The sequence below is a fragment of the Streptomyces sp. GbtcB6 genome, from assembly GCF_019091475.1.
GTDB classification, from domain to species: domain Bacteria; phylum Actinomycetota; class Actinomycetes; order Streptomycetales; family Streptomycetaceae; genus Streptomyces; species Streptomyces hyaluromycini.
The window spans coordinates 1-20,633 of the sequence record NZ_JAGXJL010000097.1; the positions used below are offsets into that span (position 1 = coordinate 1).

Here is a 20,633-nt window from a genome sequence, read left to right on the forward strand (position 1 = left end):
GGTGGGTACTTCCGCTGGGCAGGCATGGACGCATCCTTCCAAGGATCAGCGCTCTCTACCGAACCCGGAGCGGTTCACCCCCCCAACGGATGGCCGTCTACGACCGCCGCGTCCAACACGCCCTCGACACACTCCGCCTCACCCTCACACCCGCCCCGGGACGCTACAGCCGCTACCTGAAACTCCTCGACGACCTCCTCCAACACGGCCCAGCGCACGCTGATGACTGGACTGCGCGCGACATCGACACCGCCCTGTACTGGACTGGCGGCAACCCGCTCCAGCCAATACCTGCCGCCGGATCTGCCCGAGCCGGTGCTTCAGGAGTTGAGGTGGCTCCTGGGGCAGGAAGAGATGCCGGCGGAGCTGAAGTCGACCGACTGGGAGTTTTGGGGGCGGCCCCTGGCAGGCCTTTGCCAGTGGTTCGGCGAGCCATTCGTTCGACGGGGCCGATGTTTCCCTGCTCGTCCGGGCCGAGGACAGGCCGAACCTCGACGGCAGCGAACCGTGGGCTCTGACCGTCCGATCGTGCGTCCATGAGGACGACTTTGGGGTGACGATGGATGTCGTCGGATGGCTTCTTCGGCATGCGACGACGCAGGGATGGGTCGGATTCGTCCGTGACTCCGGTTTGGGCAAGGTCCAGCATCTCGTGCGTCACGAGGACGGGTTCGATCTTGTCGATGTCCGCCCGCTCGGCCAGGCGAAGCGTGTGCCCGGGTCGCCGTCATAGGAGCCTCAGGCGGCGCGGAACAAGCTGGAAGGATCAGCCCGAGGATTTCTCGGTTCGGGCCCGGGTGGTGGAGAGGCGGTAGGAGGCGGTGCCGGTCTCGATGATGGTGCCGTTGAAGGTGAGGCGGTTTGAACTTCGTACTCAGCCGCCAGCGGGAGTGGCCGGGCTGGATCGTGCGTGCTGGCTATCGGCTCCGGGAACGCTATGCCCGCCCCGAGCCCGAACCCGAGGGCCAGCTGGAATAGAGAGGCGAAGAACCGCAGTCGGCGCTTGGCGCCCTCCACCTCTTACGGGTGGGCCCCTTGCACCGAAGTGGTCCAGTCCGGATCACCCGTGGATCTCTCACCATGAAGCGTGCTGTTCCATCTCTGCGTAGTAGTCGGCCTGCAGGTCGGCGTGACTTCGGTACCACCCCGTGGCAGACCCGAAGGACGGCCCGACGGCATAAATCCCTGTTGGCGCCGCGCGGATGCCGTACGGTAAGGACACCGACGCGGGGTGGAGCAGGTCGGTAGCTCGCTGGGCTCATAACCCAGAGGTCGCGTGGTTCAAATCCCGCCCCCGCTACCAACATCCGGCCCCCGGCGACATTTCGTCGCCGGGGGCCGGAGTCGTTCGGCAGCAGGGCTCCAGGTCGTACGCCGTCGCCAGACGTATCCGGGTGCCTTCGCACGTCAACGGCGCCGGCGTTGACCAGCGCCAAGATGTCCCACCGGGCGGTAGGTAGCGAGGCCGGCGTCAGGAACGAGGGGCGGGCCTGCCGGTGAGTGTGCGCGGCAGCGAGGTGAAGCGAGAGATCACGGCTTCAGCGCCACGGCTCCCAGCTGGGGTACGACCGCGGGCTCTTCGCCGGGCTCCGGCCGCCACAGCGAGCAGGACACGAGCCCGGGCTCCAGGAGCGTGAGCCCGTCGAAGTAGTGGGCGACCTCCTCGCTGCTGCGGGCGGTGACCGGCGGTTTGGCGTTGGCGTTCCAGAACTCCATCGCCTCAAGCTGGAGGTCGCCGCCGAGTTCGGGCTCCGTGGTGGGATGGGTCAGTACGAGGAAGCTGCCGGGGGACAGCGCCTCCACGAGCCGACGTGCGATGGCCCGCGCCTCGTCACCGTCAAGGACGAAGTTGAGGATGCCGAGCAGCATGAGTGCGGTGGGCTTGGTGAAGTCGAGTGTCCGTCCGGAGATGCGCAGAATGGTGTCCGGGTCGTGCACATCGGCGTCGATGTAGTCGGTGGCGCCTTCCGGGGCACCGGTCAGCAGGGCGCGGGCGTGCGCGAGCACGATGGGGTCATTGTCGACGTACACGATCCGCGACTCGGGGGCGATCCGCTGGGCGATCTCGTGGGTGTTCTCCAAGGCCGGCAGGCCGGTGCCGATGTCGAGGAACTGACGGATGCCGTGCTCCTCCGCCAGACAGCGCACGGCGCGGCCAAGGAACTCCCGGTCGGCGCGCGCGATGTCGCGGATGACGGGGATCATTCCGGCAACGTGATCGCCTACCTGCTGGTCGACCTTGTAGTTGTCCTTGCCGCCCTGCCAGTAGTTCCACACGCGAGCGTTGTGCGCCGTCCCAGTGTCGAGTCGCTGCACTGCGGCGCTGGCGCTCTGGTTCTCGCTCACGTCTTCCTCTCCTCACACGCCCAAAGACCGCGTGAAACAGGGCACTTGCGGTCACGGCTGCGCTATGGCACATCGGTGGGCGTCATTCTGCCGCACACCGCCATCGTCGTGTCCCGGAACAGGTGGGCCGGAGGAGACTTGGGTCTACGACGCTCTGCCTGCGGCTGTCGCCACTTGGGCCGGTCCGCCCCTGCCGGACGACTAGATCCACCAAGCGTCCTCGTGATCCGCTCCCGGCCGGCCAGCTGATACGGAACCCGGCTCACCCTGGGGAAGGTCGTGCACCCTTACAAGCCCTGACCACACAACAAGCCGCTGACCAGTACAAACCCGCGTCAGCTCTTTAGATGCCGGGCACCATCACCAACACCACACCGCTGTTATCAACGAACCCCGAACAATCACAGGCCAGACGCCCCATCACAACCGCCTCCAGCTTCCCGCAAGCGCCAAACTCCGTACCAGAGAATCCACAACATCCCAGCTCAAGCCACCCTCACCACACCAACTACGGACCCCGGAATCACACCCTGAGCGGGCCACGGGCACGACCTGCTCATACGTCGCAACCCTCAGCTCGTAGTTCGGGTCCATCGCGAAGATCTGTGCCGCGATGCCCAGCTCGAGCGGCAGCACACCGGGCAGGCTCAGTACGACAACGTGATGACGCAGAGGCACGGCCACATCATCGGAGATCATGGCCCAATCGTAGCGGAGGAGGGCCCACGGGCCACTGTTTGTGGACGGCGGCGGCAGCTTAGGTTCTGACCATGAACGATCCTCTGGTTGTACCAACTGGCGACATCGCCGAGGCAGCCCTCGCGATCCTGCACGAGACGGTGGACAAGCAGATTGCCGAACACAGCCTGCGCAGTTTCTACTTCGCACGGCTGACTGCTCAGCAAGAAGGCCTGCTCACCGATGCGGCATACGACGAGGGCCTGCTGTTCGCAGCCACGGTCATGCACGACCTCGGGCTGGGGACGCTTGCCGGGGGCAATGCCCGATTCGAGGTCGAAGGCGCGGACCTCGCCGCAAAGCTGCTGGCTGAGCACGGGGTCCCTGATGGTGACATCAGCCGGGTCTGGGAAGCCATCGCCCTGCACAGCTCGCTCGGCCTCGCCGACCGCATGGGCCTGCTGACCTACCTGACCCACAAGGGCGTCTTCACCGACGGTGGCCGCTTCACCGAGCTTTCCCCCGAGCTGCAGGAGCCCGTGCGGCTCGCCTACCCGCGGTCGCCCGATGACCGCTCGCTCCAGGTGGCCATCGTGAAGCACGCCCGAAAGTCTCCGAAGGCGGCGCCGCCCTTCTCCATCGCGGCTGAACTGCTCAGGCAAGCCGGCGGCTGACGGGAGCCAGAGGCAGGCCGGCGGTGCACACGAGTCGACCGAGGGCCGGGCGTTTCGATCGGTCGTGACCGGAGTCGACGGCCCGTCGGCGGCGATGTCATCGAGCATGGTGAGGGCTGTGGGTATGTGTCTGCCATCCGCTGGCCGCATGCCGATACCGCTCCGAAGGCTCCATGGCCCAACACAGCGCCAAGCCCCGAATCAACGAATCACCAGCGGCCCCCGCACTCGCCACCGGATAGTCAGAGCAGACCCTCGTTGACCGCCGCACGGCCGGACCGAGTTGCACCACCCCGAGGGACATGACCCGGGGTGATGGTCACGGTGAGGGACCGGTTGCGTAGCTCCTCGGCCAGGTAAGCCACTTCCACGGACGTGCCGACCAGGCCAACTTCCTTGAAGTCGGTGGCCATCCGTCGCGCCTCGCCCAACGAGAGGTGCTGCATCTCAGGCAGGGCCCGCAGGACGGGAACGAGGCTCACCTCTTGGTTCGTAAGGCGGAGCCGAGCGGCACCGTGTTCGGTCGGCAGCGCCTGCCTGATCTCATCAAGGGCCGAGCCTGTGTCTGTCTCGCACCATGCGTTCGGGCAGTCTTGACACTGCCCGTCAACGCCCCACTGCAACCGGCCCCGGTCGATGAACTGACCGACGTCGCGCACCAGCTCCCCACCGCAGCTCTCGCATTGCGATATAAGCCTCACTCCCTCAAAGAGCGTTTTGTCCTGGTGAGGTTGTTTGGTTCGAGGTTCAGGTGTTGCGCCAATGATCACGGCCGGGGCCGCGGCCCTGGCCGCCGCCGACGACGAGTCCGGTCCACTGTTCGAGGCCGCCCTGGCCCTTCCTCAAGCGGCCCGGTGGCCGTGGGTACGCGCACGCATCCAACTCGCCTACGGACAATGGCTGCGCCGCACACGCGACAGCCGCGCCCGCCCGCACCTCGACTCCGCATTCGACACGTTCGACCGGACCGGTGCAAAGGCGATGGCCGAGCGAGCCCGCAACGAACTGCGTGCCAGCGGCGTGGGCTCCGTCCGGGTGGACACATCGGCGTCCGCGCTGACCGCCGAGCAACGACAGAGCGCCGAACTGGCCGTCTTCGGCCTGAGCAACAAGCAGATCGGCGAACGGCTCTTCCTTTCTCACCGCACCGTCGGATCTCATCTGCTCCGGTTGTTTCCCAAGCTCGGCATCACCTCGCGCGCCGCTCTGAGCAGCGCCCTGAAGGCGATAAGGACGCTGGAGGAGCGCATCGAGGCCCATAGCGGCCACCCGCGGCCGGCGAAGCAACCCCAACGACAGAGCTCAGCCGTGGCTGCCGTCGGCTCGTGCAGACCTGCTGGCGCGGCAGTGCGGGGCCGGGAGCAAGGCGCCGGGGCGGTCCGCGGTGGCCGCAAGGACAAGCGTCTTCGGCAGCGACCACGACATCGGCGTCGTATGCGATCCGCTCGCCGTCGTGGCACGCCAACCGGCTCGGACCTGGGCCGCCTCGAACCTGCGCGGCCAGATGTGCACGGTAATGCAGTCACATGACAGATAGGGCACGGGCCGTGGGGGCCCTAGCCTCAGGGTTGGAAATTGGCCGGTCAGGGGCATGGCAACGCACGTACCACCACGCGTTGTCTCTCAGCAGTCCGGCCATGTCTGCGGCACTCACGACCGACCCATGGCCAGTCGAGATGGGAAGTGATCACCATCATCGGTTCACCCAACGCACTGTTGTGGCGTGGCATCCTCGCGGTTGCGTTCGGGCTGGTTTCGCTTGTGTGGCCCAGCATTACCGTGGGCACATTTGTCTACCTGTTCGCCTTCTACGCCTTCTTCGCCGCGGCGAACGACGCCGTTCGCGCGTTCAGCAGCAACCGGGCGGGGCCGGTCTTCGGCTGGCTGCTGCTGGCTCTGCTGTCTGCCGTGGGCGGGGCTGCCGCGCTGTTGTGGCCGGGCATCACGGCTCTGGCACTCACCCTCTGGATCGCCGGGTGGGCGCTGGTCACCGGCGCTGTCGAGATCGGCATGGCGTCCCAGGAGGGCGAGTCCGCCGGGGAGCGTGCGATGTTCATGCTGACCGGGCTGACATCCGTCGCGCTGGCGTTCGCGCTCTTCGTGCGACCGGACGTCGGCGCACTGTCCCTGGCGACGGTGTTCGGCCTGTTCAGCCTGATGTACGGGGCTTCGGGCATCGTCCTCTCGTTCCACCTGCGGCAGAGAGCGGCCTAGAGGCGAGCGTAGTGCGGGAGCGGCCCGTGCCGCGCGATATCCGCGACCCCACCGAATCAACCTCACGAGATGGGAAATACCATGGACAAGCTTTCGGACCAGCTCAGCCGGTTGGCGGACCGGACGAAGAACGTCGAGGACACGGCCACGGCTGCCAAGGCGAAGAACCGCGAGCAGCTGGAGACGAAGAAGGCCAGCCTCGAGGCGTCCCTGGACGCCGCTGGAGCCAAGGCCGACGATGCCAAGGCCCGGGCACAGAGTCAGATAAGTGATCTGCACGATTCGGTGGCGAAGCACTTCGCCGACCGCCGCGCGGCGATCGCCGAGCACAAGGCCGAACGCGACCTCAAGCGGGCCGAACGCCGCGCCGACGATGCCGAGCAGGACGCAGCCGACGCGATCGCCCTGGTGTTCTACGTGCTGGACCAGGCCGAGTACGCCGTCGTGGACGCCGTACTCGCTCGCGCCGACGCCGACGATCTCGCCGCTCAGTAGAGGAACCTCCCATGAAGCCCGGCTTGGCATCACCGCCAATGCCGAGCCGGTCAATCCGCCCTGGACCGCGACGTACCGTCTTTCACGTCGCAGTCCAGGGCGAGCCGCTCACTGCGCAGCACCGCTCGGCGGTAGTGACCTTGAACGGCCACGTGAACGTGTCGAACCATCAGGTCGCGGTCTCCGTTCACACTGCGGGCGACCAAGCGTCCTGTCCTCTGCCGTAGCGCTGGTTCCTGCCCGCGAAATGGGCCCAGGACCGGGACGATGACAGCAGTCGGCGTGCCCGGACAGATCGGGTACGCCGCCGAACGGCGGACCGCGGTGTCTTCGCGGTCCGATTGCGGTGAGCCGGCCGCTGATCCTGCCGTGCTGCCTCGCCCCGGCGCTGCCCCTCGCCGATCCCGTCGGCGACGGTGGCTCTCGCTTCCGCACGCTCGCAGTGCGGCTGGCGGGCGAACAGGCACCGCGGGCCGGCCGGGAAGTCGGCGGCCTCAGTGTGCACGTTGTTCTGTCACAGCGGATCCTGCTGTTCGAGGGCCGTACCTGGCGCGGTCGGCAGCGCTGTGTCGTCCTCCTCGCCGGCGGCCAAGCTGACCTGCCGTTGGACACACCTCAAGCCAACCGCACCAGAGTGAGCGCGCTCAAGGATCTGCTGAGGTGTCGGACCAGGCGCCTGCACCACCTGCGGCAGCCCTTACCCAGCCCGAGCAGCCAGACCCGCGCAACACCGCGCATCTCGACCCATCGAGGCCCTACTCATCCGCAGGAATGGCAATCCTCATGCCCCAGTCAGACCCACAGCAGGCGCAGCCCCCAAAGCACCACCCCGCGGTCGCCGCCCACCTGGCTCAGCAGGCGTCCGACCTGCAGGTGCGCATCGCGGACGCCATCACCAAGTTCGCCGGCTCCATGCTCTTCGTCTACATCCACGCAGTGGGCTTCGCCACGTGGATGCTCCTGGCCGAAGACAGCCCCTGCCCGACGCTGACCCTGGACGTCACGCTGGAGGCGATCTTCCTCTCTACCTTCGAGATGATCGGCCAGAACCGCCAGGCCGCGTTCCAACAGGCCAAGGCCGACCACGACTTCGTCGAGCAGGAACTTGAGCTGAAGACCAACACCGAACTGACCCGCGCCATCCACACCATGACCAACGAGCTGCACCAACGGCTGCTGGCCGGAGAAGACAAGGCGTCTCTGCGGCGCGAACTGTCGTGACCCAGGTGGCGAGATTTGTGTCAGTGCCTGCCACTGGCGTCACGAGCCAGCCAACTCCACGGCAAGGAATGCCAGTTGGGTCGCATCTGATCAAGAGCTCACGCGAGTCGGGGCGCCCAGCGAGCGTGCCCTGCCCTGCCCTGCCCTCGGCGAATGAGATCAGGACCAAGGTTGAGGCCATAGACCGGTTGGTGACCCGCGCAGACGCCCGGCCGACCAAACAGCAGCCCGGATGTTGCCCCGCAAACGCGGTGGCTGTCCGCAGGGATACGGCGTACAGAATGCGTGAGCCCCCCACCAGATCCTTCCGGCCGTCGAGTCAAGCCGTCCGCAGGCACCTCGCAGCTCTCGAATCCGACACCACCGAACCTTTCGGTGTCGCCGTCCCCAGCCCCCACAGGGCCACAAGCTGGATCATGGGACCGCGGGAGAAGCTGAGTGAGGGCGAGACCGGGCAGCTTGAGCAGGTCCGCCTCGCCTGCCCGGAACTCGCGCGCGCCGGCAACCTGACCCGCGTCTTCCAGGACCTGGTCCGCAGCCACCGAGGTCACCTCCTCTGGAGTGGATCCGCCAGCGCCTCGACGCCGTCATCGCCGACCACACCCACACCTGGAGTTCAGCAATGGTGGAAGGCGGAAGACCGCGTCAACCGCGTGAAACCCCTCAAGCAGGCCACGCACGGCCGGGTATCCTTCCGGCTCCTCCACATCCGGATCCTCACCGGACCGTGAGAGTCACGAAGCTCCAGACAGAGCCGGAGACGACCAGGCCTCACCGCCAGCATCCCGCCACTGTCCTGGCACCCGCCCCGGAAGTACCGTAGAGCCTCGTTTCCCTGATCGTTGAGCCGGAGAAGACTGTGGTCGACAAGGACATCAGCACCCTGGCGACCGCGTTGCTCGAACGCGTCGACGAGCTGGCGAAGGAGATGACGGCACGGATCCGTTCCGGCTCGCGGGACTACGACGTGGTGCCCCCGGAGGACTTGGAGGAGGCGTGTCGGACCCACCTCATAAACGCGCTCTACGGGCTGACCACACAGGTACCTGTGGACACCGCGGCCGCGGCCGACATAGGCCGCCGACGCGCCCTGCAGAACGTGCCGCTCCCCGCCGTGATGAGGGCCTACCGCGTAGGCGTGAGGTACTACTGGGAGGTGGTGGCCCTCGAAGCCAGCAGCACCACCCCCGTGGCGAGCGACAAACTGGTCGCCGCCGCTTCGGCGATGTGGGGGCTGCACGACAGCATCACCGAGGCCATGGTCTCCGGATACCACGACACGGTGGCCCAGCGGCTCCTCGCCAGCGAACATGAACGTTCGGCACTGGTGGAAGCGCTACTGGACGGCAGGAGTATGGACGCCGACGTCCTGTGGTCCGCCGCTGAGGTCCTGGGCGTGCCGCGCACGGGTCCGTTCACAGTAGTTGCCGCAGAGGTACCGCAGATAGGCCGACAGGCCCTCCCGGAGGTCGCAGCCGTGCTGAGCCGGCGCGGCATCCTGTCCGCCTGGCGGCTGCGCCCCGATCTCCAACTGGGCATCGTGTATCTGCGTACCTCCCGGCACCTGGACGACCTCACCGAGGTGTTGCGGCAGCATGCGGAGCACCGTGTGGGGGTGAGTCCTCCCTACGACCGGCTGTCCCACACGGGGGACGCGCTGCACTTCGCCAAGGTCGCCATGCGCAGCGGTGACGCGGAGAGCAATGCGGTGACCGTCTTCGATGACTCCCCGGTCGCGGTCGCTACGGCCGGCGCACCCGATGTCATGGCGCGCGTCGCCACCAAGGTCCTCGGTCCGGTCGAGGCCCTCCCTGCCGACGAACGCGAGTTGCTGTTGGACACACTGGACGCGTGGTACTGCTGCGGTGGATCGGCGGACAAGGCCGCCAAACTCCTGTATGTCCACCCCAACACCGTGCGTACGCGCCTGCGCCGGATCTCCGAGCGCACCGGCCGGTCCCTGACCGATCCACGCGGCATCACCGAACTCGCGCTCGCGCTACGCGCGGTGAGGCAGACGCCGAAGGCCCCGTCGTCGAAGCCGGCGGTCACCGCGGAGACGGCGGACGGTTGAGCAGGCCGGGGCCGCGCGCCCGGTGGAAGACGAGGATCCCGGCCCTCGTCGTGTGTTCGTGCTGATCACTCGACTCGGCATGTCCTCACCGGCCGACTCGCCAGGACCGGCTGGCGTGCCGCTCTGCGCTGGACGCGAAGACCGCTGTGGCGCTGTGGCGCTGTGGACGATGCTGAACAGCCCGAAGACGGTCGCGAGTGAGACCGCGCCGATGTCCGGACGGACGAACAGCACGAACGCGAGCGCGATCGACACCAGGCCGTTCAGCAGGAACCAGGCCCGCTCGCCCGCCGTCCTGCCACGCTGGAACGCCAGGGCGACCTCCATGAAACCGGTGGTCAGCGCCCACGCTCCCACCCAGATGGTGAGTGCCAAGGCAGTGATACCGGGCCACGCCGGCGCGCCCACACCGGCCGCCGTCGAGAGCCGGGCGAGCAGCAGCCGGCCAAGGACGGGGCCCGTCCTGTCGCCGGCGAAGGCACGGGCACCGTCCATCGCCGCGCCCATGCACGCGTAGACGGCGAGAGGACGACAAGGGCGCCGACGGTGATGCCGGGCCATGCGCCGGAGATGATGCCGACGACGACGGCCGGCAGACCGCGCCAGAAGAGTGTGTTGGGCGAACTGGGCATGCTGAGACCTTCCGTAGATGATGCCGTCGCCTCGCTCCTGACATGAAGCGAGAATCGAACGCTTGGGGAGTGGCCTCCTGCTGTGATGACGTCGGACGACCGCATCCGCTACCTCACCGTTGGCCTGTGCCTTCCTCCGGCTCGGTACCGCGCACCCGGCGGACCGGCCGATCGCCAACGCCCCCCGTTCCGGGCGGTCCGGGCGCTCCGGAGGCCCGGCCCATCACCGGTCTGAGCGCGTTCGGCGTGGCGGCGGGCGGCCACGCCAGCCGTGCTCGTCCACCGGCTGGTCACGTCTTGGCTGAACGTCCCGCTGGGCGCTCGGGCACTGAAGGTCGTGCGGCGGCGCCGCTATGTCCGATGGACGCCGCGCCGAGCGTCGTCCGCCGCTTGCGGTTCCAGGTCCAGTCACATGACGCAAGACCCGCCGAACCGATGTCCCTATGATCTTCCTGCGAAAGCACTGAGCGCACGGGAACAGCCGGGGAGACGCGTGTACGAGGCCGGACTCCTTGGCCGCGACGAGCAGTTGAGAGTTCTGCGGGAACTGATGCGGAGGCTGCCCGACGCCGGGGGTGCCCTGGCACTGCAGGGCGGCCCCGGCGTCGGCAGGTCCGCCTTGCTGCGGGCCGCGGCCGAATCCGCCCGGACAGCGGGACGGTTGACACTGGAGGTCTCCGGACGCTGCGACGACACCCCCTTCGGGGGGCTCCGCGAGTTGCTGGGGCCAGTGCTCGGCGCGATGGACGCCCTGCCCGCGGGACAGGGCGGGATCCTGCGGTCGGCGATCGAGACCGGTTCCGGACCGGTACCGGGGACCTTCAAGGTGGCCCTGGCGGCATTCAACCTGATCACCACGAGAGCGGCCGAGCAGCCCGTGGTGCTGATCGCAGACGACGCGCAGTGGCTCGACGGGCCCACCCGGGACGTACTGGCGTTCCTGGCACGCATGGCGAGCGACAATCCGTTCGTCGTCCTCGCCGCGGTGAGCAGCGGATGGATCCTGCCGGGCGTGCCCGTACTGGACGTGCCGGTGCTCGACGAGCCTTCCGCGCGACGGCTGCTGGCCGGCCACGCGGCCGCGCTGCCTCCTCCCGTCCGGGAGCGGATACTCGAAGAGGCGCTTGGCAACCCGCTCGCGCTGGTCGAACTCCCCGCGGCGTGGCGCCCGAGGGGACCGCAGGGTTCGTGGGCCCACCTGCCGGTGAGTCCCGCACTGGCGACGGCGTTCGCGGGCGGCCTCGGCGAACTGCCGGCCCTCGCCAGGGACGCCCTGCTGGTCGCGGCCGTCGACCAGGTCGGAGACCTCTCGGAGATCCTGGCCGCTGCCTCCGTCCTGGCAGGTCGCCCGGTCACGGTGGATGTCCTCGACAGCGCGGTCGCGGCCTCGTTGATCCGACTGGACAGGACGATACTGCGCTTTCCCCATCCGGTGGTCCGGTGCACGGTGCTGGAGGCGGAGACGGCGGTGCGCCGACGGGCCGCCGACGCCGCCATGGCGCAAGTGCTGTGCGAGCAGCCGGACCGGCGCACATGGCATCGTGCCCAGTCCGCCGGCGGCCCCGACGACGAGATCGCGGACGAACTGGCGGATGCTCAGGCTTCCTTGCTCCGTCGCCACGGAGTCCGCGCCGCAATATGGGCGCTGGAGCGATCCGCGCAGCTCACCGCGGACTCGGCCATCCGGGGACACCGGCTGCTGGGTGCGGCCGAGCATGCGTACGGCCTCGGCCGTATCCGCCTGACCCACTCCCTGATCGACGAGGCGGAACGTCAGGAACTCAATGCTGCGGACCGGGCGCGGGCCTGGTCGCTCCGGGACATCTCCGACGTGGACCCACAGCCCGGACCGGCCCGGACACAGGTGGGTGACATCGTCGAACTGTCGGCGGGCGATCCCGACCTGGCTCTCGACCTGCTGCTGAGCGCGGCCCTCCGGGTACACAGGACCGGTGCTGACCCCGCTCTGCGCGCCGGTGTCGTCGCCGCCGAGCAGCTGACAGGCACGAGCGACCCACGCCACATCGCGGCGCTTGCGCTGGCCGAACCCGTGCGCTGCGGCCCACTGGTGGCGGACCGGCTGCCTTCGAACGAGACAGGGTGGCATCTCCCCGATCCCGACGGCCTCCGGCTGTCCGGCATAGCGGCGCACGAGATCGGCGATCCGGTCCGCGCAGTCGACCTGCTCGGCAGGGCAGAACCCGTTCTTCGCGAGCAAGGCCGACTCGGTCTGCTTTCGGAGACACTCCTCACCCACGCCGTCGACCTGCTGCTGGTCGGGGACTGGCCACGCGCCGTCCAACTCATCGGAGAAGCACGCCGGATCCTCGCCGGGACTCCGCAGCCCGCCATGACCGCCGTGCTCAGCAGCACGAACGCGGTCGTCGCCGCACTGCGGGGGCAGGCCGGGCGCGCGCGGGAACTCGCCGACACCGTGGCCGCATGGCAGCGCCCCGATCTCGTCCCGACGCTACGGCTGGCCCGTGGCGTGGCACAGCTCTGTGTCGGAAAGTACGCCGAGGCCTACGAAGAGCTGAGGCGTCTCGTCGATCGACCGCACGAAGGCCTGCGTTGGCAGGGCTTCGCCGCGGCGATGCCGTTGGTCATGGCCGCGGACCGTGGCAACAGCCGTCAGGAGGCCGCGCGCATACTCGAGGTCCTCGAGGAAGCAGCGCGTGCGACCCCCGCCCCGTTGCTGCACGTGCAGCTGCCGTACGCGCGAGCCGTGCTCGCCGCCGACGACGCGGCCGAGGAACTGTACCTGGTCGCGCTGGGCCAGGACCTGACCCGCTGGCCACTGGTGAAGGCACGCACGGAACAGGCGTACGGACAGTGGCTGCGACGTTGCCGGCAGGGGGCACGGTCGCGCACGATGCTGCTCTCGGCACGGAACTCCTTCGAGCTCATCGGCGCCTCCGACCTGGCCTGCCAGAGGGCTGCGCAGGCAGCTAACGACCCGCTTCCGACCGTCGTGAAACTGCTGTCCCGGCAGGAGACACTCATCACTCGGCTGGCCGCGGAAGGGCTCTCGAACCGGGAGATAGCAGAACGACTGAATCTGTCACGCCACACGGTCGCCGCCCATCTGTACAGAGCCTTCCCCAAGCTCGGAATCACCTCGCGCAGTCAGCTGGCGCCGTTGCTGAACCTACAGGAACCGGCCACGAGCAGCGGCTGAGACCAGGTTAGCCGCACCGCCGGATGTATGAGCGGGAGTAGTCAATCGGTGCAAGTGGCCGTGGCACGGAGTGCCTTCCCTGGACTTCATGTCAGTTGGTGTGATCTTGCGGCAGTCTGGGGTGACGACTGCTGCGCTCGTCGAACGATCGGCGCCGGAAGACCTGCGGGAGTTGTTCCAGCGGATGGTTCCGCCGGCTCCGGAACGCCCGCAGGGTTGCCACATGTCTTCGGACTGTCGAGGGTGACCGCCTTCCGCCAGTTCACTGAGTGGACCGGCGCCAGGCTGCGGGCGCCTCCACCACCGCTACGAGCGCAGGCCGGAACACTTCTTCGCCTTCACCGCCGTCGCCGCAACCCTCATATGCCACCGCAAGCCCACCAACTGCGCCCGCGTACGCCGCAGTCCTCGGGCGTCACCGAATCGTGACCGGACGGTTGACAACGGCCGCATCGGCCGTCGTGCGCCTGAGGCACGGCTGGACGCTGTACCCGGATGCCTCGTGGCAGGCCTATTCCCTGTCACAGCTTTCGGCGCCGATTGCTGTGACCCGGAACATGGGTCACCTCTCCTAAATCAGCAAGGATCTTGCTGCGTAGGTGAAGCGGGGCATTCATCCACGAAAGCGATTTCCGGTCTGTCTGCCGTGTACCTCACCTCAACAACATCGCGCGTTTTTAATGAACAACAAAGGATGCTCTTTCTTGTCGACCCATCATCAATTTCCGGGTGAGCGACTTGGTGGGGGAATTCCGTGAATTCACGGCCTGAAGTGGAACTGGCTGGGCGCGTGGCTGAGCTGGATTTGATGGACTCGCTGTTGGCCAGACAGGGGCAGGGGCGCCCCGGCCTGTTGCTGAGCGGCGCTCCGGGGGTGGGGAAGACCGTACTGCTGGATGCTGCCGCAGCACGAGCCGCAGACAGCGGAATGCGAGTGCTGCGTGCCTCTGCCGTGGAGTTCGAGGCTGAGATGAACTTCTCGGCGCTGCACCAAATGCTCTACCCACTGCGCCATCACGCCGACCGGCTGTCCAGCCACCACCGCGGTGTCCTCGACCGGATCTTCGGTCTCCTGCAGGGACTGTCGCCGGACCCGTTGGCTGCTTCGGCGGCGGTACTTGCGCTGCTGGGCGAGGTGACCATCGAGCGTCCGCTGCTGATGATCGCCGACGATGTGCCGTGGTTCGACCGCGCCAGTGCGGCCGTGCTGAGGTTCGTCGTCCGCAGGATCAGTGATGATCCAATTGTCTTCCTGGCTGCCGCGCGGACCGGGACCGACTCCTTCTTCCAGCAACTCCAGTTGCCCGTGCACGAGGTCGGGCCGCTGGCTGCGCAGTCGGCGGCTGAGCTGCTGGACGCCCGTTGGCCTGGGTTGCCGCCGTCGGTGCGGCGGCGGCTGCTGGCCGAGGCTGCGGGCAACCCTCTCGCGCTGCGGGAACTGCCTGCAGCGTTGAACAGTCGACAGCGCTCGGGCCAAGACCCGCTTCCGTCGCCGCTGCCTCTGTCCGGGCGTCTGGAGGCAGCCTTCGCTCCTGCCATCGAAAGACTGCCCGCACGTACCCGAGGGCTGCTTCTGACGGCCGCGCTGAGCGCCGACGCCGACCTGACCACGCTGTGGAGCGCCGCGCAGCACTCCGTGGACGTCGATGCCCTTGCCCCGGCGCAACAGGCAAACCTGGTACATGTCGATGCGGCTGTCGGCGGAATGTTGTTTCGCCACCCGCTGATCCGCGCTGCGATCGTGCACCTTGCCTCCCCTGGCGAACGCCGCAGCGCGCACCGTTCCCTGGCCGCGGCCTTGGCCGACTTCCCCGAGCTGCGGGCATGGCATCTCGCCGAGGCCACGATCGGACCGAACGAGACGGTGGCCCGGATGCTGGACGAGGCGGCCCTGTCCACCTGGCGGTGCGGCACTTCGTCCGACGCCGCGGCCGCGGTGCCGGACGGGGCGGCCGGCCCCGACGAACGGCGCGTCGCCGCATCCACCGCAGTTGCCGGCCTCATACGGGCCGGTGAACTCAGCCCGCGTCCGGGCGACCGAGCCCGCCGACTGGTCGAGGCCGCCTACCTCGCGACCTTCACCGGCCAACACGAAGATGTTCCACGGCTGTTGGCCGATGCAGGACAAGCCTTCAACACGCCGACCGGGCTGGTCTTCGCCGCCACTGCACACCTCCTCACCAACGACGAAGGCGATGTCGATTCCGCCTACAGACTCCTGACTTGGGCACTCGACGACATCACCGACAGCGGCTCCGGCGACAACAAGTGGGACCACTACGGCATCCTGTACGCGCTGCTACTCATCTGCCTCTACACTCTCCGCCCCGAGCCGTGGCAGGTTCTCAACACCGCAATGGGCCGGTTTGAACCGGCAGTAGTAGCCCCGTTCAGGTTGTGCCACGACGCGCACGTCGATCCCACAAGCGCCCCCAATGCGTTGCGCAAGGGCCTCGCCGGCGCCTTCGCCGCGCTACCTGTCGACGCGGCGCCTTGGCAGTTGATCCCTCTGGCTTTCGCTGCGGTCGCGATGGACGCCCTGTCCGACTACAGGTACCTGGTCCGCCGCATGGTTGAGCGGGAGCGTGACGGCGGCGTGATCGCCATGGTCATTCCCGCTCTGATGCTGCTCTGCCACGACTCCTACATCCACGGACAGTGGGACGAGGCCGAGCGACTGGCCCAGGAGGGGCTGGACCTGGCAGCGGTCTACGGCTACCACTTCTGGGAACGGCAGATCCAAGCCCTGCTGGCAACGGGCGCGGCTCTCCGCGGCGACACGGAATTCGTCCGGACCCGCAGCAAGGAGACCATGACCTGGGCGGTGCCTCGCGGTATCGAAGTAACGGAGGCCCACGCTCGGTTGGCTCGCGGCCTCGCAGCCATGGGAGAAGGCGACTACGAGGAAGCCCATGCCCAGGTGGCCAGGATCAACCCACCCGGGGCACCGGGCCCCGGCATCCCGGCCCGGTGGGTACTGTGGGACCTCGTCGAGGCGGCGGTCCGCACCGGCCGCATGGACGAGGCCCGTGCCTACGTCGCCGCCGCGCAACGAGCAGGCATCCACCTCATCTCCCCCCGCACAGCGCTGATCACCGCCGGGGCCGCGGCCGTGACTGCCGACGAGACAGAGGCCGGTCTCCAGTTCGAGGCAGCCCTGTCCCTGCCCCAAGCGGCCAGGTGGCCATGGGAACATGCACGCATCGAGCTCGCCTACGGACAATGGCTGCGCCGCACCCGTGACCCCCGTGCCCGTCTGTACCTGAGCGCCGCCCTGGAAACCTTCGACCGTATCGGCGCGAAAGCCGTGGCCCATCGGGCCCGCAGCGAGCTACGCGCGGCCGGCATCGCGACCAGTTCCGTTCCCGACGCACCGACGGCGGGGTTGACCGCGCAGGAACGGCAGATCGCCGAGCTGGCGGCCCTCGGCCTGACCAACAAGCAGATCGGCGAGCGGCTGTTCCTGTCCCACCGCACAGTCGGCTCCCACCTGCACCGGCTGTACCCCAAGCTCGGTATCACCTCACGCGCCGCACTCCGCGCCGCCCTGGACACAATGACACCCTGCGAAAACGGCTCTGCCGGTAGTTCCGTGCATCCTCAGGTCAGAGGGTGAATGCGGGAACGCTTCTCCCGGGGAGTTCTCGGCCATCGGTGGGTGCCCAGTTCCCGGGCAACCGGGGTGACCGTCTTCCCCGAGTCTCCCGCTCGCGGGCCGTGCCCACTTCAAAAGTGTCTCGCGCAACACCCCGGTTTTGAGAGGGCTTCTGCCAATTGCGACCTGTGGAAACGTGATCGACTCCGAGGCTCTGGCAGCACTCTCGCAACCTGTCATTTGTGAGAGTGCTGGTACAGCGGCAATCTCGGCTCAGCGGGCCGGCCGCCACATGGTGGTGACGATGTGGCCGGTGGCGATGGTGATCTCATCGCGGGCGTTGAAGCCGACACTTTGGTAGCGGGCGATGTTCGCCGGGTTGGATGATTCGAGGTAGGCGGGGGCACCGAGCACGTCGATACGCGCGAGGCTCTCGGCGAGCAGGCCCATGCCCAGCCCCTTGCCGCGGTGGTCGTCGTGGACGCCGAGCAGGGTGAGGTAGAAGCAAGGCTCCTCGGGGTGGGCGGCTTCGAGCTGGTCGTAGATCGTCAGGATGGCCTTGGCCGCCTCGGCGCCAGCGGCCCCGGTCAGCAGGTCCGGCAGGCAGTCTTCCTCCTGATCGGTGAGTTCGGTGCCTCCCGGCGGGATCCACACGGCCGCGGCCTCTGCACCCGGCGTGACGAGTGTCCAGGGGTAACGCAGTGCGGAGGTGACGTACAGGCGCCACATGTCTGCCGCCTGAGCGGCGCGCTGCCGTTCGTCGGGGAAGGCCGGCCCCCACAGGGGGTCGTGGAAGAAGGCGGTGGTCAGGGTGTCGACGATGGCGTCTGTGTCAGCGGGGGTGGCCGTCCGGGCAGGGGACGGGGGGGGAAAGTGCTGGTCATCGGCGTACGGTAACCGTAGTTAGGCACCTGGCGCTCGCCGGATTTCGTCGCTGTGGGGCCTCACTTCAGCTCGATTTCGACGAAGGCCAGCGGGGTGGTGCCGGCGTTGGCGACTTCGTGTTCGCCGCCGGCCGGGCGGGCGTAGGACTCGCCCGCCCTGAGCTGCGAGGGGGTGACCGTGCCGTCGGGGGTGATCACATCGGTGCGCCCGTCGGTGACGGGCACGACGACGTAGTCGTACTCATGCACGTGGGGGCCGGTGCTTTGCCCGGGTTCGAAATCCCAGCGGGTGACGCGGACCCGTTCGTCCTCGTGCTGCACGCTCGCACGGGCGGTCGTGGTGGTCGTGGTTGCTCTCCTCGCTGTCCTCCGGCATGGGCGCTCGCTGCGGGCAGGCGGCCAGTGTCCCCAGGTAGCAGGCTAGTCGCCGGTCTCTGTGGTGCCGGGGTGAGGTGGGTGCGCGGCGGTGGCCGAGGCTTGCTGGACGAGGAGGTCGGTGACCAGCGTGAGTGGGGGCCAGGCCAGGCGGCCGTGGCGTGCGACCGCGAAGGCGCGCAGTGTCACCTCGGGGCCGGTGAGCGGCAGCAGGCGGACCCCGGGGAAGGTGGGGGTGCCGATCGGCAGCAGTCCCACCCCGAGCCCAACGGTGATCATGCCTTGGACCAGGTCGAGGCTGTCGGCCTGATGGGTGATGCGGGGCGTGAACCCTGCCATGGAGGCCAGGGTGCGGATGACCGTCTCGTCGGCGGTGTTGCGGGAGTTGACGATCCAGTCCTGTGCGCGGAAGCGGGCGAAGACGTTCAGGGTGTCCGCCGGGTCGGGAACATCGGCCTGGGCGGGAACGCCCAGGCCCCAGGAGGCGGTCCACAGGGCAGTGGCGTGCAGCGCGGGGTCTGCAGCGGCGGGGGCCAGGTTGTAGTCGTAGGTGAGCGCGAGATCGGTCTCGTCCGCGGTCAGCAGTTCCAGGGACTCGGCGGGTTCGTGCTCGCGGATGAGGATGTGCAGCCGTGTATGGCTGACGGCCAGGCCGGTGACGAGGGGCAGCAGGTGGGCGCGGATGGCGGTGGCGAATCCGGCCACCCGCAACGTCCCGTTGGGCTCGGTGTCCTGGGCGAGGTCGAGGCGCGCGGTCTCGACGGCGGCGAGGATCACCGCGGCGTGCTCGGCCAGGCGCCGGCCGGCCGGGGTGAGCCTCACCCGCCGTCCCTCGGGCTCGGTCAGGGCGGTCTCCATCTCCCGCGCGAGAACCGCGAGCTGCTGCGAGACCGTCGAAGTCGTGGTGCCCAACGTGTCGGCGACTGCTCGCATGGAGCCCAGTCGGGACAGTTCCACCAGTAGCCGCAGACGCCGTGTCTCCATCATCCGATTGTCCAGGATCATCGAATGGAATGTCCATCATCGGCACGTGGACACGAACGATACCCAGGGCCTTGACTGAGGCCCATGAGTTCGCCACACCTCTCACCCCGATCCCGCCCGAGCGGTACGCAGGCCGGCTTCGTGATGGCGGTCGCTGCCATGACCACGGTCCAGCTCGGCTCGGCGCTGGCCGTTCCCCTCTTCGGCCAGCCCAGCGCGCTGGGCACGGCCGGACTGCGCCTGGGATGGGCCGGTGTGCTCCTGCTCGTACTTGTCCGGCCCCGCCGCCGGGACGTTGCCCGGGCGGACCTGCTGGCCTGCATCGTGCTCGGCGCAGCGAGCGCGGGCATGATGCTGTTCTTCATGCTCGCCCTCGCCCACCTGCCCCTGGGTACCGCGAGCGCGCTGGAGTTTCTGGGCCCGCTGGCCGTTTCCGTGTACGGGCCGGGGCACGGCCGCAGGGTGTGGATCGCAGCGGCCGCCATAGGTGTTGTGCTGCTGACCCAGCCCTGGCACGGGGGCCTCGATGCACCCGGGGCGGGATACGCGCTGGCCGCCGCGGCCTGCTGGGCCGCCTACATTCTGCTGACCCAGCGTGTCGGCGACCGCGTCACCGGCCTGAAGGGACTGGCCGTCTCCATGCCCGTTGCCGGCCTGATCGGCCTGCTCATCGCCGCACCCGCCATCACAACCCACGTGACCTGGCCGACCCTGTGGACCATGCTCGCGCTGGCCGCCCTGAGCCCCGTGCTGCCGTTCGCCCTCGAATTCCTCGCCCTGCGCCGCCTGACCACCTCGGCCTTCGGCACCCTGATGAGCCTCGAACCCGCCATCGCCACGCTGATCGGCCTCCTCGTGCTCGGACAGATGCCCGGCCTGGCACCCGCCGTCGGCATCGCCTGCGTGGTCGTCGCCAGCATCGGCGTCACCCGCACCGGCGCCCGTCAGGCAGCGACCTCAGCCAGCGCACCGCCCGTGGCACAGGCCCGCGTCTAGATGATCTAGTCCAATGAGCGTTAGGACGGTTTGTCCGGTGGCGTCGTTGTGCCAGATCGCGGCGGTCAGCGCGGGGATGCGTTGCATGACGCGGGCTATGACACCTCCGGGTGTGCGCCCTCGGTGCCGTTCGAGGTCAAGCTGTCCCTTGAAGGTCTCGTTGTCGGAGCGTTTGACGGTCTCGCGGGAGCGGCCGCATTCCACCGGGGCGGAGTCCACGACCCATACGTCGTCGCACCACACCGAGGTGGTGGTGGCCAGGATCCGGTTGACACTTCGCATCAGAC

At 68.2% G+C, this 20,633-nt stretch carries 17 protein-coding genes, 1 tRNA gene and 3 pseudogenes; 12 read left to right on the forward strand and 9 right to left on the reverse strand.

The genetic code is table 11. The features are described 5' to 3' along the window. Positions 1 to 766: 766 nt before the first annotated feature. A pseudogene (locus tag KVT45_RS57400) lies at positions 767 to 862 on the reverse strand (AAA family ATPase); the annotation flags it as partial. A gap of 363 nt (positions 863 to 1,225) precedes the next feature. On the opposite strand from KVT45_RS57400, the gene KVT45_RS52760 reads away from it, so the two are divergent. After that, positions 1,226 to 1,303, forward strand: a tRNA-Met gene (locus KVT45_RS52760). 227 nt (positions 1,304 to 1,530) lie between these two features. Here KVT45_RS52760 and KVT45_RS52765 read toward each other — a convergent pair. Both KVT45_RS52765 and KVT45_RS52770 read right to left on the reverse strand, forming a co-directional pair. Continuing rightward, the gene (locus tag KVT45_RS52765) at positions 1,531 to 2,346 is read right to left on the reverse strand and encodes an SAM-dependent methyltransferase (RefSeq protein ID WP_217561886.1); all 816 of its coding nucleotides are present in this window, start codon (positions 2,344 to 2,346) and stop codon (positions 1,531 to 1,533) included. A gap of 420 nt (positions 2,347 to 2,766) precedes the next feature. Beyond that, positions 2,767 to 3,045 carry a hypothetical protein gene (locus KVT45_RS52770; protein WP_217561888.1) on the reverse strand — a complete coding sequence of 93 codons (279 nt, stop codon included), beginning with the start codon at positions 3,043 to 3,045 and terminating at the stop codon, positions 2,767 to 2,769. A gap of 71 nt (positions 3,046 to 3,116) precedes the next feature. Between KVT45_RS52770 and KVT45_RS52775 the strand changes: the two genes are divergently transcribed. After that, positions 3,117 to 3,698 carry an HD domain-containing protein gene (locus KVT45_RS52775; RefSeq protein ID WP_217561890.1) on the forward strand — a complete coding sequence of 194 codons (582 nt, stop codon included), beginning with the start codon at positions 3,117 to 3,119 and terminating at the stop codon, positions 3,696 to 3,698. 242 nt (positions 3,699 to 3,940) lie between these two features. Here the strand turns inward: KVT45_RS52775 and KVT45_RS52780 are convergent, their stop codons facing one another. Beyond that, positions 3,941 to 4,180 (reverse strand): hypothetical protein, encoded by a 240-nt coding sequence (locus KVT45_RS52780; RefSeq protein WP_217561915.1) that lies wholly within the window; start codon positions 4,178 to 4,180, stop codon positions 3,941 to 3,943. Between the two features lie 280 nt (positions 4,181 to 4,460). Here KVT45_RS52780 and KVT45_RS52785 point away from each other — a divergent pair, with 280 nt between their 5' ends. The 6 genes from KVT45_RS52785 to KVT45_RS52810 all read left to right on the forward strand — a co-directional run bounded on the left by KVT45_RS52785 (position 4,461) and on the right by KVT45_RS52810 (position 9,702). Then, complete coding sequence (locus KVT45_RS52785; protein ID WP_217561891.1) at positions 4,461 to 5,228, forward strand: response regulator transcription factor; 768 nt, start codon at positions 4,461 to 4,463, stop codon at positions 5,226 to 5,228. A 153-nt stretch (positions 5,229 to 5,381) separates the two neighbouring features. After that, a complete protein-coding gene (locus tag KVT45_RS52790) occupies positions 5,382 to 5,912 on the forward strand; it encodes an HdeD family acid-resistance protein (RefSeq protein ID WP_217561893.1) in 531 nt (176 codons plus the stop codon). An 81-nt stretch (positions 5,913 to 5,993) separates the two neighbouring features. After that, entirely contained in the window at positions 5,994 to 6,407 is a 414-nt protein-coding gene (locus KVT45_RS52795; protein WP_217561895.1) for a hypothetical protein, read from the forward strand. Positions 6,408 to 7,190: 783 nt separating this feature from the next. After that, a complete protein-coding gene (locus tag KVT45_RS52800; RefSeq protein ID WP_217561897.1) occupies positions 7,191 to 7,628 on the forward strand; it encodes a DUF1003 domain-containing protein in 438 nt (145 codons plus the stop codon). A 416-nt stretch (positions 7,629 to 8,044) separates the two neighbouring features. Further along, positions 8,045 to 8,359, forward strand: a complete 315-nt coding sequence (locus tag KVT45_RS52805; protein ID WP_217561899.1) for a hypothetical protein — start codon at positions 8,045 to 8,047, stop codon at positions 8,357 to 8,359. A gap of 128 nt (positions 8,360 to 8,487) precedes the next feature. Then, positions 8,488 to 9,702 (forward strand): CdaR family transcriptional regulator, encoded by a 1,215-nt coding sequence (locus tag KVT45_RS52810; RefSeq protein WP_217561901.1) that lies wholly within the window; start codon positions 8,488 to 8,490, stop codon positions 9,700 to 9,702. On the opposite strand, the gene KVT45_RS52815 is transcribed toward KVT45_RS52810, so the two are convergent. Next, positions 9,628 to 10,263, reverse strand: coding sequence for a DUF308 domain-containing protein (locus tag KVT45_RS52815; protein ID WP_308311151.1), 636 nt, complete (start codon positions 10,261 to 10,263; stop codon positions 9,628 to 9,630). The two genes, KVT45_RS52810 and KVT45_RS52815, sit on opposite strands and share 75 nt — an antisense overlap. A gap of 564 nt (positions 10,264 to 10,827) precedes the next feature. Between KVT45_RS52815 and KVT45_RS52820 the strand changes: the two genes are divergently transcribed. From KVT45_RS52820 to KVT45_RS52830, 3 genes and pseudogenes are all read left to right on the forward strand, one after another. After that, on the forward strand, positions 10,828 to 13,512 hold the full coding sequence (locus KVT45_RS52820; protein WP_217561903.1) for an AAA family ATPase: 2,685 nt from the start codon (positions 10,828 to 10,830) through the stop codon (positions 13,510 to 13,512). A gap of 283 nt (positions 13,513 to 13,795) precedes the next feature. Then, positions 13,796 to 13,897 (forward strand): annotated as a pseudogene (locus KVT45_RS52825) (IS5/IS1182 family transposase); the annotation flags it as partial. Between the two features lie 405 nt (positions 13,898 to 14,302). Next, entirely contained in the window at positions 14,303 to 17,128 is a 2,826-nt protein-coding gene (locus tag KVT45_RS52830; RefSeq protein WP_217561905.1) for an AAA family ATPase, read from the forward strand. Positions 17,129 to 17,380: 252 nt separating this feature from the next. Here KVT45_RS52830 and KVT45_RS52835 read toward each other — a convergent pair whose 3' ends face one another. The 3 genes from KVT45_RS52835 to KVT45_RS52845 form a co-directional block, all read right to left on the reverse strand. Beyond that, complete coding sequence (locus KVT45_RS52835) at positions 17,381 to 17,836, reverse strand: N-acetyltransferase (RefSeq protein ID WP_254648657.1); 456 nt, start codon at positions 17,834 to 17,836, stop codon at positions 17,381 to 17,383. Positions 17,837 to 18,051: 215 nt separating this feature from the next. Then, a complete protein-coding gene (locus KVT45_RS57405) occupies positions 18,052 to 18,312 on the reverse strand; it encodes a cupin domain-containing protein (RefSeq protein ID WP_217561907.1) in 261 nt (86 codons plus the stop codon). Positions 18,313 to 18,411: 99 nt separating this feature from the next. Continuing rightward, positions 18,412 to 19,371 (reverse strand): LysR family transcriptional regulator, encoded by a 960-nt coding sequence (locus KVT45_RS52845; protein ID WP_254648658.1) that lies wholly within the window; start codon positions 19,369 to 19,371, stop codon positions 18,412 to 18,414. A 138-nt stretch (positions 19,372 to 19,509) separates the two neighbouring features. On the opposite strand from KVT45_RS52845, the gene KVT45_RS52850 reads away from it, so the two are divergent. Next, positions 19,510 to 20,346 (forward strand): DMT family transporter, encoded by an 837-nt coding sequence (locus KVT45_RS52850; protein ID WP_254648659.1) that lies wholly within the window; start codon positions 19,510 to 19,512, stop codon positions 20,344 to 20,346. Here the strand turns inward: KVT45_RS52850 and KVT45_RS52855 are convergent. Further along, a pseudogene (locus tag KVT45_RS52855) lies at positions 20,308 to 20,633 on the reverse strand (hypothetical protein); the annotation flags it as partial. The gene KVT45_RS52850 and the pseudogene KVT45_RS52855 sit on opposite strands and share 39 nt — an antisense overlap.